Genomic DNA, 13,218 nt, shown 5'->3' with positions numbered 1-13,218 from the left:
GACAAGGGCGGCCCCGGATGCTCCGGGGCCGCCCTTTTCCTGCCGTCACGCGTACGCGTGCGTCACTTCCTGCTGTAGTTCGGCGCCTCGACCGTCATCTGGATGTCGTGCGGGTGGCTCTCCTTCAGGCCCGCCGAGGTGATCCGCACGAACCGGCCGCCCTCCTGGAGCTCGGGCACGGTCCTGCCGCCGACGTAGAACATCGACTGGCGCAGACCGCCGACCAGCTGGTGGACGACGGAGGCCAGCGGGCCGCGGTAGGGCACCTGGCCCTCGATGCCCTCGGGGATCAGCTGCTCGTCGGAGGCGACGCCCTCCTGGAAGTAGCGGTCCTTGGAGAACGACTTGCGGTCGCCGCGGGTCTGCATGGCACCGAGGGAGCCCATGCCGCGGTACGACTTGAACTGCTTGCCGTTGATGAACAGCAGCTCGCCCGGGGACTCCTCGCAGCCCGCGAGCAGCGAGCCGAGCATCACCGTGTCGGCGCCCGCGACCAGGGCCTTGGCGATGTCGCCGGAGTACTGCAGACCGCCGTCGCCGATGACCGGGACACCGGCCTCCTTGGCGGCGAGGGCGGCCTCGTAGATCGCGGTGACCTGCGGGACGCCGACACCGGCGACCACGCGCGTGGTGCAGATGGAGCCCGGTCCGACACCGACCTTGATGCCGTCGGCGCCCGCGTCGACCAGCGCCTGGGCACCGTCGCGGGTGGCGACGTTGCCGCCGATGACGTCGACGCCGGCGGCGTTCGACTTGATCTTGGCGATCATGTCGCCGACCAGCCGGGAGTGGCCGTGCGCGGTGTCCACGACGATGAAGTCGGCACCGGCCTCGACCAGGGCCTGGGCGCGCTCGTAGGAGTCACCGGCCACGCCGACCGCCGCGCCGACCAGCAGCCGGCCCTCGGAGTCCTTCGCGGCGTTCGGGTACTGCTCGGCCTTGACGAAGTCCTTGACGGTGATCAGGCCCTTGAGGACGCCCTCGTCGTCGACCAGCGGCAGCTTCTCGATCTTGTGCTTGCGCAGCAGCTCCATCGCCTCGGCGCCGGAGATGCCGACCTTGCCGGTGACCAGCGGCATCGGGGTCATGACCTCGTGCACGCGGCGGCTGCGGTCGCTCTCGAAGGCCATGTCACGGTTGGTGACGATGCCGAGGAGCTTCTTGTCGCCGTGCGTCACCGGGACGCCGCTGATGCGGAACCTGGCGCACAGCGCGTCGGCCTCGGCGAGCGTGGCCTCCGGGTGGATGGTGATGGGGTCGGTGACCATGCCGGACTCGGAGCGCTTCACCAGGTCGACCTGGTTGGCCTGGTCCTCGATGGAGAGGTTGCGGTGCAGCACGCCCACGCCGCCCTGGCGGGCCATCGCGATCGCCATGCGGGACTCGGTCACCTTGTCCATGGCGGCGGACAGCAGCGGGATGTTGACCCGGACGTTCTTGGAGACGTACGAGGCGGTGTCGATGTCGTCGGGCGCCATGTCCGACGCGCCCGGCAGCAGCAGCACGTCGTCGTAGGTCAGCCCGAGTGTCGCGAATTTTCCGGGCACTCCGTCGACGTTGGCAGTCATGACACCTTCCCCAAATGGCCTTGATCGGTGCGGATGTCCATGCTAACGGGAAGCGCCGCTAGCAAATTCCACGGTACGGGGTGGCTTCAGGCTTCGTATGTTCGTACGGAAGCGGAAGCGTGACTGTTCAACAACGGGCGCCGCAGGGGCTCCGCTCACGGTGTCACTGCTCGGCGAGCGCCCTCAGGCGGCTCAGCGCGCGGTGCTGGGCGACCCGGACCGCGCCGGGTGACATTCCCAACATCTGTCCCGTCTCCTCCGCGGTCAAGCCCACGGCGATGCGCAGCAGGAGCAGTTCGCGCTGGTTCTCGGGGAGGTTGGCCAGCAGTTTCTTGGCCCACGCGGCGTCGCTGTTGAGCAGGGCGCGCTCCTCGGGACCGAGGGAGTCGTCGGGGCGCTCCGGCATCTCGTCCGAGGGGACGACCGTGGAGCCCGGGTGGCGCATCGCCGCACGCTGGAGGTCGGCCACCTTGTGCGAGGCGATGGCGAAGACGAACGCCTCGAAGGGGCGGCCGGTGTCGCGGTAGCGCGGCAGGGCCAACAGGACCGCGACGCAGACCTCCTGGGCGAGGTCCTCGACGAAGTGACGCGCGTCGCCCGGCAGCCGGGACAGCCGGGTGCGGCAATAGCGCAGCGCGAGGGGGTGGACATGGGCGAGCAGATCGTGCGTGGCCTGCTCGTCCCCGTCGACGGCACGATGCACGAGCGCACCGATCGCCCCCTGGGCCGTGCCCGCATCGTCGTCGCGCATCGGTCCATGGTGCCTTGCGGCCGTCCGGTCCGTCGCATTGTGCTCGTGGTTGTGCACCGAAGCGTTATGAGCAGGTGCGCCGGCACTCATCTCCTGCGCCCTCCCCTTCCGCTCGACCGACTCGTCCCCGAGAGACTCCACATCTCAAGGATGCGGCATCCGCGCCGAAACGAGCGTCGCGCGTACGGCGTGCTGCCTTGCGCGCCACTCGCAGAGATGTCCGGTGGGGTCGTACGCCCGGCGCACGCCACCCACGCGCCCGCACCCCGAACCACCCCGCACGGCACCGTCCGTGGCCGCTCCGCTCCGGGCCGACGAACGCCGCCGACCTGGGCCTTGCCGGACGACACCGCTCCTGCGGACCGGCGTGTGACGGCACCCGGCGCACGGCGCGCGATCACGGTCCCGCACACGGGGGAACACTGTGCCGACGAGTCGACGCAGATGCCCCCGAATGTGACCGGGTCCACCCCGTGACGGCACCTCACAGCAACTCCCCCGGGCGGCCGGGACGCGCGTCCGGGGCGTTCACGAGCGCTCCCGGGGCGCGAGCCAAGTCCCGGGGCGCGCGCGGCGACTGCCCGGGGCGGCGGGGCCGTCGCCGGCCTCGGGCGAACCGCCCGGGGCCGACCGGTCCCGCCCGGCCCCGTGGGGCCGGACACCGGCTACCGGACCAGTCCCCAGCGGAAGCCGAGCGCCACGGCGTGGGCCCGGTCCGAGGCGCCGAGCTTCTTGAACAGGCGGCGCGCGTGCGTCTTGACCGTGTCCTCGGAGAGGAACAGCTCGCGCCCGATCTCCGCGTTGGAGCGGCCGTGGCTCATGCCCTCCAGGACCTGGATCTCGCGCGCGGTGAGCGTGGGCGCGGCGCCCATCTCGGCGGAGCGGAGCCGGCGCGGGGCCAGCCGCCAGGTCGGGTCGGCCAGCGCCTGCGTCACCGTGGCGCGCAGCTCCGCGCGCGAGGCGTCCTTGTGCAGATACCCGCGGGCGCCGGCGGCGACCGCGAGGGCCACGCCGTCGAGATCCTCGGCGACGGTGAGCATGATGATGCGCGCGCCCGGGTCCGCCGACAGCAGCCGGCGCACGGTTTCCACACCGCCCAGGCCGGGCATGCGGACATCCATCAGGATGAGATCGGAGCGGTCGGCGCCCCAGCGGCGGAGGACTTCCTCGCCGTTGGCCGCCGTCGTCACGCGCTCGACACCGGGCACGGTCGCGACCGCGCGGCGCAGTGCTTCTCGGGCAAGCGGGGAGTCGTCGCAGACGAGGACGGAAGTCATGACCGCCCTCCGCAGCTGATGCGCGTCACCTTGAGCCTCCAGGCTGGTACGGAATCGTCACCTGTGCGGTCGACCGCCCCGGACGCCTGCCCGAGTGCCGGTGTTCTCAACCGCCTCCGCACTCTCAACGACGGTCACTCGAAAGAGTTACGGGGCTGCATACCGTCATCGGCACTCTACGTGAGGGTCTCAACACGGTGCAGACACGACCAACAGACCCTCAACTTTTCATCACAACCCATGCCCCATTCGGCCGCTTTTCTTCCCGTTTCGGGATGTCCGAGGCTAGATTCGCAATGAGTCATATTTTCATCTCCTTAGACCGGAGATGTACGGTCGTTGGCACCGTATCCGCCCAGAACGGCTACAAGGGGTCACGTAATGGCAGATTTCTCCCGCCTTCCCGGACCGAACGCTGACCTGTGGGACTGGCAGCTGCTGGCTGCCTGCCGCGGGGTGGACAGCTCGCTCTTCTTCCACCCGGAGGGTGAGCGCGGGGCGGCTCGGAGCGCTCGCGAGAACTCGGCCAAGGAGGTCTGCATGAGGTGCCCTGTCCGTGCGGAGTGCGCGGCGCATGCGCTTGCGGTGCGTGAGCCGTACGGCGTGTGGGGCGGCCTGACCGAGGACGAGCGTGAAGAGTTGATGGGGCGGGCTCGCAACCGCCTGGTGTCGGCGTCGACCACCAGCGGGAACACCGCCCCGAGTCATTGAAGGAACGTTTCTTCAACTATTCCGGGCACCCACGCGTGTGCCCGTGACCGGTGCCGTCGCGCCGCTTACGCGCGCGCGGGCGTGCCCTCGTGCCCCTGCGTGTGTCCCTGTGCGCGCAGGGACACACGGGCCAGTTGCTCCAGGGTCGCCGCCACGGCCGGCACCTGGGCCAGGTCGGGCAGTGTGAGGGCGACGATCTCGCGCCGTACCGCCGGCTCCAGCCGGACCGTGCGCACGCCCCTCGGCCGGACCGACTCCACCGCGAGCTGCGGCAGTACGGCCACGCCGAGGCCCGCGCCGACCAGACCGACCACCGCCGGGTAGTCGTCGGTGGCGAAGTCGATGCGCGGGGTGAAGCCGGCCCCCTCGCACACCTCGACCAGCTGGCCCCGGCAGCGCGGGCAGCCCGCGATCCAGGGTTCCTGGGCCAGCTCGCCGATGGCGACGCTCTCCGCGCGCGCGAGGCGGTGCCGCTCGGGCACGAGCGCGACCAGCCGGTCCGTCAGCAGGGGCCGTACGACGAGGTCGTCCCAGTCCTCGGCGGCGGCCGCGCCGGCGTAGCGGAAGGCCAGGGCCAGGTCGCAGTCGCCCTCGCGGAGCAGCTCGACCGACTTCGGGGGCTCGGCCTCCTCCAGGGAGACGCGGGTGCCGGGGTGGGCGGCGCGCAGGGCGGCCAGGGCGGTGGGGACCAGGGTGGAGCTGCCGCTCGGGAAGGAGACCAGCCGGACCCGGCCGGCGCGCAGGCCGGCGATGGCGGCGACCTCCTCCTCGGCGGCGGTGAGCCCGGCGAGGATGCCGGAGGCGTGCCGGACGAGGGCCTCGCCGGCCTGGGTCAGGCGCATCTCGCGGCCGGTGCGGACCAGGAGCGGGGTGCCGACCGAGGTCTCCAGGGCCTTCATCTGCTGGCTGACGGCGGGCTGGGTGCAGCCCAGTTCGCGCCCCGCCGCCGAGAAGGAACCGGTGGCGGCGACGGCGCGCAGGACACGGAGATGGCGGGCCTCTATCACCCTTCGAGTATAAGCCCCGCTTGGAGATCGCGCCCGATATTCGCTCGACGCTTTGAGATGACCTCCCGTACCGTATGTGCATGAAAGTCCTCACGGTCAATCTGGGCCGCCCGCAGCCGGTGCCGTACACGGACCAGGCGCAGGGCGTGACGGGCATCGACAAGAAGCCGGCCGACGGTCCGGTTCGGGTGGCGGCGCCGGGCCCCAAGGGGACCGGCGCGAGCGGGCTCGCCGGGGACGCGGTGTGCGACCTGCGCCATCACGGCGGGGATGAGCAGGCGGTGTACGCGTTCGCCCGCGAGGACCTCGACGACTGGGAGCGCGAACTCGGCAGATCTTTGGCCAACGGTTGCTTCGGGGAGAACCTGACGACGCGCGGGCTGGACGTCTCCGGGGCGCTGATCGGCGAGCGCTGGCGGGTCGGCGCCGAGCTGGTCCTGGAGGTGACCTCGGGCCGGATTCCGTGCCGTACGTTCCAGGGCCATCTGGGCGAGCGCAGCTGGGTCAGGAGATTCACCCGGAAGGCCGTGACGGGGGCCTACCTCCGGGTGATCGAACCGGGTGAGATCCGCTCGGGCGATCCGGTCGAGATCGTGCACCGCCCGGACCACGGGGTGACGGCGGCGATGGAGTTCCGCGCGACCACCACCGAGCGGGAGCTGCTGCCGCGGCTGCTCGCGGCGGGCGGCGCGCTGCACTCGGAGGCCCTGGCGCAGGCGCGCAAGTACGTGGCGCAGCAGCGGGGCTGAGCGGCGGTCACCCCGGTTCCCGCACGGGGCCCGCGGCAGCGGAGGCTGTCGGTCCGGGTCACTACCCTTGGGCCATGACAACGGCTCTGATTACGGGATCGACCGCGGGGATCGGCGCCGCGTTCGCGCGGCGGCTGGCGGCGGAAGGGCATGACCTCGTCCTGGTGGCGCGGGACGCCAAGCGGCTGCGCGAGCAGGCCACCGAGTTGCACGACCGGCACGGCATCGAGGTCGAGGTGCTGAGCGCCGACCTGTCCGAGGACAAGGGCATCGAGTCGGTGGCGGACCGGCTGGGCGACCGGAAGCACCCGGTCGACCTGCTGGTCAACAACGCCGGCTTCGGCAACAAGGGACGCTACCTCGACGTGTCCATGGCCGACGAGCTGAAGATGCTCAAGGTGCACTGCGAGGCGGTGCTCCGGCTGACGTCGGCGGCGGCCGAGGCGATGCGCGAGCGGCACCGGGGCGGCATCGTCAACGTCGCCTCCGTGGCCGCCTTCGTGCCGCGCGGCACCTACGGCGCCTCCAAGGCCTGGGTCGTGCAGTTCACCCAGGGGGCGGCCAGGGACCTGGCCGGCAGCGGGGTGCGGCTGATGGCCCTGTGCCCCGGCTTCGTGCGCACCGAGTTCCACGAGCGGGCCGGGATGGGCACGGACAGCATCCCGGGCTGGATGTGGCTGGACGCCGACAAGCTGGTCGCGGCGGCCCTGGCCGATCTGGCGCGCGGCAGGTCGCTGTCGATCCCCGACCCGAGGTACAAGGCGCTGATGGGCCTGGTGAAGGTCACGCCCCGGGCGCTGCTGGGCGGGATCACCTCGAAGACGGGGCGCAAGTACGGACCGCAGTAGCCCCCGGGCGAGCACGGACGACGCCGTCGCCCCGGTGTGAGAACGGGGCGAAAATGGGCGTGACGGAAACCGGGCCAGGGGGGCCGGGAGGCGGCGTCATGACCTTCGTACAACTCATCGAGTGCAGGACGAGCCGGCTGGACGAGATGAACCGGCTCATGGACGACTGGGTCGCGCAGACCAAGGGACGGCGGACGGCGACGCACGCGCTGGTCGGCAAGGACCGCTCGGACGCGTCGCACGTCGTGGAGTTCGTGGAGTTCCCGTCGTACGAGGAGGCGATGCGGAACTCGAACCTCCCGGAGACCGACCGGGTCTTCCAGGGGATCCTCGCCCTGTGCGACGGGATGCCGACGTTCACGGACCTGGACGTCGTGCGGGACGACCGGCCGGCCGAGGAGACCGTGCGGCGGTTCTTCGCGGCGCTGACGGCTCCGGGTGAACTGCCGCCGCTCAACGACCTGTTGGACGAGGACATCCACAGCCACGACCCGATCAACCCGCAGGATACCCTGGGGCTGGACAACTTCCGCACCGAGGTCCGGATGTGGCGCACGGGCTTCGACCTCACGTTCACGATCGAGGACCTGCTCGTGCAGGACGAGCGGGCCTGCGCGCGCTGGACCGGGAACGCCACGCACAAGGGCGAGTTCCTGGGGATCGCGCCGACCGGGCGGCAGGTCGTCATGAGCGGGACGACGGTGTTCCGGTTCGGCGCCGACGGCAAGATCGCCGAGACCTGGTGGCAGCACGACACACTGGGGCTGATGCAGCAGCTGGGCGCGCTGGACGAGTTGGAGCAGTAGCCCCGCGCGGGGGCGGACGGGGCGAAGGCCCGGCTCCCCTTCCGGGGTGCCGGGCCTTCGCTGACGGGTGCTTGCCTCAGTGGGCGTGGCCGTGGCTGTGACCGTGGCCCGCGGCCTCCGGCTCCTCTTCCTTCTTCTCGACGACCAGGGTCTCGGTCGTGAGCAGCAGGGAGGCGATGGAGGCGGCGTTCTCCAGGGCGGAGCGGGTGACCTTCACCGGGTCGATGACGCCGGCCTTGACCAGGTCGCCGTACTCGCCGGTGGCGGCGTTGTAGCCCTGCCCCTTCTCCAGGTCCTTGACCTTGGAGACGATGACGTAGCCCTCCTGGCCGGCGTTCTCGCCGATCCAGCGCAGCGGCTCGACCACGGCGTTGCGGACGACCGCGACACCGGTGGCCTCGTCGCCGGTCTTGTCGAGGTTGCCCTCCAGGACCTTGGAGGCGTGGACCAGGGCGGAGCCACCACCGGAGACGATGCCCTCCTCGACCGCGGCGCGGGTCGCGGAGATGGCGTCCTCCAGACGGTGCTTCTTCTCCTTCAGCTCCACCTCGGTGGCGGCGCCGACCTTGATCACGCACACGCCGCCGGCCAGCTTCGCGAGGCGCTCCTGGAGCTTCTCGCGGTCCCAGTCGGAGTCGGTGTTCTCGATCTCGGCCTTGATCTGGGCGACGCGGCCGTGGACGTCCTCGGTCTTGCCGGAGCCGTCGACGATGGTGGTGTCGTCCTTGGTGACCGTCACGCGGCGGGCGGAGCCCAGCACGTCCAGGCCAGCCTGGTCGAGCTTGAGGCCGACCTCCTCGGAGATGACGGTGGCGCCCGTGAGGACGGCCATGTCCTGGAGCATCGCCTTGCGGCGGTCGCCGAAGCCGGGGGCCTTGACCGCGACCGCGTTGAAGGTGCCGCGGATCTTGTTGACGACCAGGGTCGACAGGGCCTCGCCCTCGACGTCCTCGGCGATGATCAGCAGCGGCTTCGAGGCGCCGGCCTGGATGACCTTCTCCAGCAGCGGCAGCATGTCCTGGATGGAGGAGATCTTGCCCTGGTTGATGAGGATGTAGGGGTCCTCCAGGACGGCCTCCATGCGCTCCTGGTCCGTCACGAAGTACGGCGACAGGTAGCCCTTGTCGAAGGCCATGCCCTCGGTGAAGTCCAGCTCCAGACCGAAGGTGTTGGACTCCTCGACGGTGATGACACCGTCCTTGCCGACCTTGTCCATCGCCTCGGCGATCAGCTCGCCGACCTGCTGGTCCTGGGCGGACAGCGCGGCGACGGCCGCGATGTCGGACTTCTCGTCGATCGGGCGGGCCGTGGCCAGCAGCTCGTCGGAGACGGCCTTGACGGCGGCGTCGATGCCCTTCTTCAGGGAGGCCGGGGAGGCGCCGGCGGCGACGTTCTTCAGGCCCTCGCGCACCAGCGCCTGGGCGAGCACGGTGGCGGTGGTGGTGCCGTCACCCGCGATGTCGTTGGTCTTGGTCGCCACCTCCTTCACCAGCTGCGCGCCGAGGTTCTCGTACGGGTCCTCGATCTCGACCTCGCGGGCGATCGTGACACCGTCGTTGGTGATGGTGGGGGCGCCGAACTTCTTGTCGATGACGACGTTGCGGCCCTTGGGGCCGATCGTCACCTTCACCGTGTCGGCCAGCTTGTTGACGCCGCGCTCAAGGGCGCGACGGGCGTCCTCGTCGAACTTCAGAATCTTCGCCATGACAGCGGAAGCCCTCTCGGAAATCTGTGGGTGAAAAAAGCTGCGCCCCGGGCGCCCGGCTTCTTATCGGTCGCGGGGGCCAGGGGCGCAGCTCAGGAGCAAAGGAATGCTCGAAGTGATTACTTCTCGATGATCGCGAGCACGTCGCGAGCCGAGAGGACGAGGAACTCCTCGCCGTTGTACTTCACCTCGGTGCCGCCGTACTTGCTGTACAGGACGACGTCGCCGACCTTGACGTCGAGCGGAAGACGCTCGCCGTTCTCGAAGCGGCCCGGACCCACGGCGAGGACGGCGCCCTCCTGGGGCTTCTCCTTCGCGGTGTCCGGGATGACCAGGCCAGAGGCGGTGGTCTGCTCGGCGTCGAGCGGCTGGACCACGATGCGGTCCTCAAGCGGCTTGATGGCAACCTTGGAGCTGGTGGTCGTCACGATCCGACCTCCCCCTTCGGAGATCTCACGGGGTTAACTGTCTGAGGTGGCGACCAGGTGGATCCGTCGTCGCGGGTGCCGGACCTGCCCGTCGCGTGTTTGGCACTCTCACGCGTCGAGTGCCAGAGCCGAGACTATGACCGCGATTAGCACTCGGTCAAGCGGACTGCTAATCCGTGCGGCGCGTCGGCCGGACGAAGGTCCCGGACGGCCCCCGCGACCGCTTCCGGGAGCGGCTACAGGTAGTCCTCCAGCCGCCCCACCGTCAGCCCCCGCTGCTGGGCCCTGCGCAGCACCCTGATCGTGCGGTCCCGCAGGGTCCGGCCCGTCGTCTCGTCCGGCCCGACCAGGACGATGTCACCGGGGCGAAGGCGGTGCTCGCCCCGGCTGTAGGCCAGGTCGGCCGGGGTCATGGCGGCGCGCCACAGGACGAACGCGGAGATGCCGCAGTCGGTGGCGGCGCGCAGGGTGGTCGTGTCGTAGGAGCCGTAGGGCGGGCGGAAGAGGCGGGGGCGCAGGCCGAGCCGGGACTGGAGGCGGTCCTGCTGGCCGCAGATCTCGGCGCGCTGGCTCGCGTACGGCAGTCCGGCCAGGACGCGGTGGTCGAGGGTGTGGTTCTGGATGCCGGCGCCCAGCGCGCGCAGCCGGGCGAAGTGGTCGTACCGGGGGCCGGCCACGCTGTCGGTGAGGAACATGCTGACCGGCAGCCGCAGTTCGCGGACCATGTCGACGAAGCGGGGGTCCTTGTCGGCGCCGTCGTCGTAGGTGAGGAAGACGACCGGGTCACGGGTGGGGACGTGGTCCATGACCCGGGGCAGGGAGCGGCCGGCGCTGTGCGGGCTCAGGGCGAGGGTGCGGGCGTCCGGCCGGGGCGGGCGGGCGAGGGGCTCGGTGAGGCCCCAGTGGCGGTAGCGCCGGTCCGTGGCGGGGCCGTGCGGGGCGTGCGGCCGGACCTCTTCGGCGGCCTTGCGGCCGAGGCGTTCGATGGGGTCGACGGACTGCGCGCAGCCCGCGAGGAGGAGCGCGGGGAGGAGGAGCGCGGCGCTCAGCGCCCGGCGCGCGCGGCGGGCGGGGGCACTGCCGGGCACAGGGCCGGACACGGGGCCGGGCACGGGAGTTCGCCGGTGGGGCGGGGCCCAGGGGCTCCTCCCGCGCGTCACAGGTAGTCCTCCAGGCGGGCCACGGCGTAGCCCTCGCGGGTGACCTTGTTCAGGAAGCGGCGCATGTCGTCGACCATCGTGCCGTTCCACTCGGAGCGGCCGCGGAAGTGGGTGAGGACGATGTCGCCGCGGCGCAGCTTCTGGTCGTCCTCGCGGTACTCCCAGTGGTCGACGTACACCTCCTCGTTCCAGATCGGCGCGTACCTGATGCCGCAGGCCTTGGCGGCGCGCAGGCTGTCCTGGTTGTAGTTGCCGTACGGGAAGCGCATGACGGTGGGCGCCTTGCCGAACTGCTTCTTCATGATCTCCTGCATGCCGCAGATCTCGGCCTTCTGGTCCTCGTAGGACAGGCCCGGCAGGTAGGGGTGGTGCAGGGTGTGGTTGTCGAGGGTGTGGCCCTCGGCCTGCATGGTGCGGAAGTAGCCGTAGTCGTCCTTCACCAGGTAGTTGCTGAGGAAGGCGGTGTACGGGATCTTCAGGTCCCGCATCATGCGCAGGAAGCGGGGGTCCTTCTCCGAGCCGTCGTCGATCGTGAGGAAGACGATCTTCCGGTCGGTGGGGATCGTGGTGAAGACCGGGGGCAGGTCCCAGTCCACCTGGTGTTTCACCTCGAAGCCGGCCCGGGCCCTGATCTCCGGCTTCACCCTGGGCGGTGGCGGGGGCGCCAGCGGGACCCCGTTCAGGCCCCAGCGCTTGGCGGCGGCGACGAGGCGGGCGTGCTCGGCGGCCTGCCGGGCCCGGGCGCCCAGGGCCTGTTCGGGGCCGCCCCGGCCGCTGGGGGCGGGGCGGGTCACGGCGGGGCGAATCTCGACGGGACGGGTCTCGGCGGGGCCGGCGCAGCCGGAGAGGAGGGCGGCGCAGGCCAGGGCGGCGGCTCCGCAGCCGAGTCCGGGACGTCCGCAGTGCGACCAATTCTTATCGTTTTGTACGACTGCTCGCATGACGCCGGATCCTCCCAGGACCGCCCCCGGATCCCCGGCCGACACCGCCGCCGCAGGCGCGCCGTCCACCGACTGGCCCACAATGACCCGGTGAACGACCTCGCTCTCCTGCTCACCCCCGAAGGCCGTGCCCTCCTCGACGAGGTGCGCGACACCGCACCGGCGGACGAACTCGCCGTCGCCACCCGGCTGCGCCGCGACCACCCGGCCGAGCTGGTGTCGGCCGCGCTCGGCCAGGCCCGGCTGCGGCAGCGGGCGGCGGCGAAGTTCGGGGCGGCGGACGCGGGGCGGATGTTCTTCACGCCGAACGGGGTCGAGCAGTCGACGCGGGCCGGCGTGGCGGCGTACCGCGCCGAGCGGTTCACGGCGCTCGGCGTGACCTGCGTCGCCGACCTGTGCTGCGGGATCGGCGGGGACGCGATCGCGCTGGCCCGGGCCGGGATCCGGGTGCTCGCCGTGGACCGGGACCCGGTGACGGCGGCCACGGCCCGCGCGAACGCCGAGGCGCTGGGCCTCGCCGAGCTGATCGAGGTCCGCGAGGCCGACGTCACGGAGGTGGACACGAGCGGGTACGACGCGGTGTTCGTGGACCCGGCGAGGCGGGGCGGCCGCGGCCGCATCTTCGACCCGGAGGCGTACTCGCCGCCCCTGTCCTGGGCGGTCGGCGCGGCCCGTACGGCTCCCCGCGCCGCTCTGAAGATCGCCCCGGGCATCCCGCACGAGGCGGTTCCCGCCGAGGCGGAGGCCGAGTGGATCTCCGACGGCGGGGACGTGAAGGAGGCGGTGCTGTGGTTCGGCACCGGCGCGCCGGGCGCCGTACGGGCCACCCTGCTGCCCGGCCCGCGCACGCTGCTGGGCCGCGGGCTGCCCGACCCGGACGTCCGGCCGGTGGGGCGGTACCTGTACGAGCCCGACGGCGCCGTGATCCGCGCGCATCTGGTCGCCGAGGTCGCGCAGGACCTGGCCGGAGGTCTGCTCGACCCCACCATCGCGTACGTCACCGCCGACGAGCGGTGCCCGACCCCGTACGCCACCGCCTACGAGATCACCGACCAACTCCCCTTCAACGTCAAGAAGTTGAAGGCCCTGCTGCGTGAACGCGAGGTCGGCACGCTGACCGTGAAGAAGCGCGGGTCGGCGGTCGAGCCGGAGGAACTGCGCAAGAAGGTGAAGCCGCAGGGGCCGAACGCGGCGACGGTGTTCCTGACCCGGGTGGCGGGCGCACCGACGATGCTCGTGGGGCACCCCGCCTGAGCGCTCCGCCGGA

The 13,218-nt window shown here is 71.3% G+C and carries 13 protein-coding genes; 5 read left to right on the top strand and 8 right to left on the bottom strand.

Going from position 1 to position 13,218, the window contains the following annotated elements:
• Positions 1-62 precede the first annotated feature (62 nt).
• The 3 genes from guaB to AC4OXY_RS29670 form a co-directional block, all read right to left on the bottom strand.
• Positions 63-1,568 carry an IMP dehydrogenase gene (gene guaB / locus AC4OXY_RS29680; protein ID WP_362818167.1) on the bottom strand — a complete coding sequence of 502 codons (1,506 nt, stop codon included), beginning with the start codon at positions 1,566-1,568 and terminating at the stop codon, positions 63-65.
• 163 nt (positions 1,569-1,731) lie between these two features.
• On the bottom strand, positions 1,732-2,319 hold the full coding sequence (locus AC4OXY_RS29675; RefSeq protein ID WP_356033471.1) for a sigma-70 family RNA polymerase sigma factor: 588 nt from the start codon (positions 2,317-2,319) through the stop codon (positions 1,732-1,734).
• Positions 2,320-2,984: 665 nt separating this feature from the next.
• The gene (locus tag AC4OXY_RS29670; protein ID WP_003948568.1) at positions 2,985-3,596 is read right to left on the bottom strand and encodes a response regulator transcription factor; all 612 of its coding nucleotides are present in this window, start codon (positions 3,594-3,596) and stop codon (positions 2,985-2,987) included.
• 381 nt (positions 3,597-3,977) lie between these two features.
• Between AC4OXY_RS29670 and AC4OXY_RS29665 the strand changes: the two genes are divergently transcribed.
• Positions 3,978-4,307 carry a WhiB family transcriptional regulator gene (locus AC4OXY_RS29665; RefSeq protein WP_071370108.1) on the top strand — a complete coding sequence of 110 codons (330 nt, stop codon included), beginning with the start codon at positions 3,978-3,980 and terminating at the stop codon, positions 4,305-4,307.
• Between the two features lie 65 nt (positions 4,308-4,372).
• Here AC4OXY_RS29665 and AC4OXY_RS29660 read toward each other — a convergent pair whose 3' ends face one another.
• A complete protein-coding gene (locus AC4OXY_RS29660; RefSeq protein WP_356033473.1) occupies positions 4,373-5,314 on the bottom strand; it encodes a LysR family transcriptional regulator in 942 nt (313 codons plus the stop codon).
• 80 nt (positions 5,315-5,394) lie between these two features.
• On the opposite strand from AC4OXY_RS29660, the gene AC4OXY_RS29655 reads away from it, so the two are divergent.
• From AC4OXY_RS29655 to AC4OXY_RS29645, 3 genes are all read left to right on the top strand, one after another.
• Positions 5,395-6,063 carry an MOSC domain-containing protein gene (locus tag AC4OXY_RS29655; RefSeq protein WP_356033475.1) on the top strand — a complete coding sequence of 223 codons (669 nt, stop codon included), beginning with the start codon at positions 5,395-5,397 and terminating at the stop codon, positions 6,061-6,063.
• A gap of 74 nt (positions 6,064-6,137) precedes the next feature.
• The gene (locus tag AC4OXY_RS29650) at positions 6,138-6,911 is read left to right on the top strand and encodes an SDR family NAD(P)-dependent oxidoreductase (protein ID WP_491991358.1); all 774 of its coding nucleotides are present in this window, start codon (positions 6,138-6,140) and stop codon (positions 6,909-6,911) included.
• Positions 6,912-7,009: 98 nt separating this feature from the next.
• A complete protein-coding gene (locus AC4OXY_RS29645; protein ID WP_356033479.1) occupies positions 7,010-7,717 on the top strand; it encodes an ester cyclase in 708 nt (235 codons plus the stop codon).
• Positions 7,718-7,793: 76 nt separating this feature from the next.
• On the opposite strand, the gene groL is transcribed toward AC4OXY_RS29645, so the two are convergent.
• The 4 genes from groL to AC4OXY_RS29625 all read right to left on the bottom strand — a co-directional run bounded on the left by groL (position 7,794) and on the right by AC4OXY_RS29625 (position 11,951).
• Positions 7,794-9,422, bottom strand: coding sequence for a chaperonin GroEL (groL, locus tag AC4OXY_RS29640; protein ID WP_356033481.1), 1,629 nt, complete (start codon positions 9,420-9,422; stop codon positions 7,794-7,796).
• 119 nt (positions 9,423-9,541) lie between these two features.
• Complete coding sequence (groES, locus tag AC4OXY_RS29635) at positions 9,542-9,850, bottom strand: co-chaperone GroES (RefSeq protein WP_057584642.1); 309 nt, start codon at positions 9,848-9,850, stop codon at positions 9,542-9,544.
• 236 nt (positions 9,851-10,086) lie between these two features.
• A complete protein-coding gene (locus AC4OXY_RS29630) occupies positions 10,087-10,899 on the bottom strand; it encodes a polysaccharide deacetylase family protein (RefSeq protein ID WP_491994658.1) in 813 nt (270 codons plus the stop codon).
• A gap of 107 nt (positions 10,900-11,006) precedes the next feature.
• Positions 11,007-11,951: a polysaccharide deacetylase family protein gene (locus AC4OXY_RS29625; protein ID WP_356033485.1), complete on the bottom strand. Its 945-nt coding sequence runs from the start codon at positions 11,949-11,951 to the stop codon at positions 11,007-11,009.
• A gap of 90 nt (positions 11,952-12,041) precedes the next feature.
• Here AC4OXY_RS29625 and AC4OXY_RS29620 point away from each other — a divergent pair, with 90 nt between their 5' ends.
• A complete protein-coding gene (locus AC4OXY_RS29620) occupies positions 12,042-13,205 on the top strand; it encodes a THUMP-like domain-containing protein (RefSeq protein ID WP_491991357.1) in 1,164 nt (387 codons plus the stop codon).
• Positions 13,206-13,218 lie beyond the last annotated feature (13 nt).

Source organism: Streptomyces sp. HUAS MG56 (genome assembly GCF_058673395.1).
The sequence above is the reverse complement of the archived record's forward strand: the minus strand, read 5'-3'. Positions and strand labels throughout refer to the sequence as shown.

Bases quoted from the DNA above. Each gene is read 5' to 3' on its own strand.
- AC4OXY_RS29625 (WP_356033485.1), bottom strand. From the start codon at position 11,951: ATGCGAGCAGTCGTACAAAACGATAAGAATTGGTCGCACTGCGGACGT.
- guaB (WP_362818167.1), bottom strand. From the start codon at position 1,568: ATGACTGCCAACGTCGACGGAGTGCCCGGAAAATTCGCGACACTCGGG.
- AC4OXY_RS29675 (WP_356033471.1), bottom strand. From the start codon at position 2,319: ATGCGCGACGACGATGCGGGCACGGCCCAGGGGGCGATCGGTGCGCTC.
- AC4OXY_RS29665 (WP_071370108.1), top strand. From the start codon at position 3,978: ATGGCAGATTTCTCCCGCCTTCCCGGACCGAACGCTGACCTGTGGGAC.
- AC4OXY_RS29645 (WP_356033479.1), top strand. From the start codon at position 7,010: ATGACCTTCGTACAACTCATCGAGTGCAGGACGAGCCGGCTGGACGAG.
- AC4OXY_RS29670 (WP_003948568.1), bottom strand. From the start codon at position 3,596: ATGACTTCCGTCCTCGTCTGCGACGACTCCCCGCTTGCCCGAGAAGCA.
- groL (WP_356033481.1), bottom strand. From the start codon at position 9,422: ATGGCGAAGATTCTGAAGTTCGACGAGGACGCCCGTCGCGCCCTTGAG.
- AC4OXY_RS29650 (WP_491991358.1), top strand. From the start codon at position 6,138: ATGACAACGGCTCTGATTACGGGATCGACCGCGGGGATCGGCGCCGCG.
- AC4OXY_RS29655 (WP_356033475.1), top strand. From the start codon at position 5,395: ATGAAAGTCCTCACGGTCAATCTGGGCCGCCCGCAGCCGGTGCCGTAC.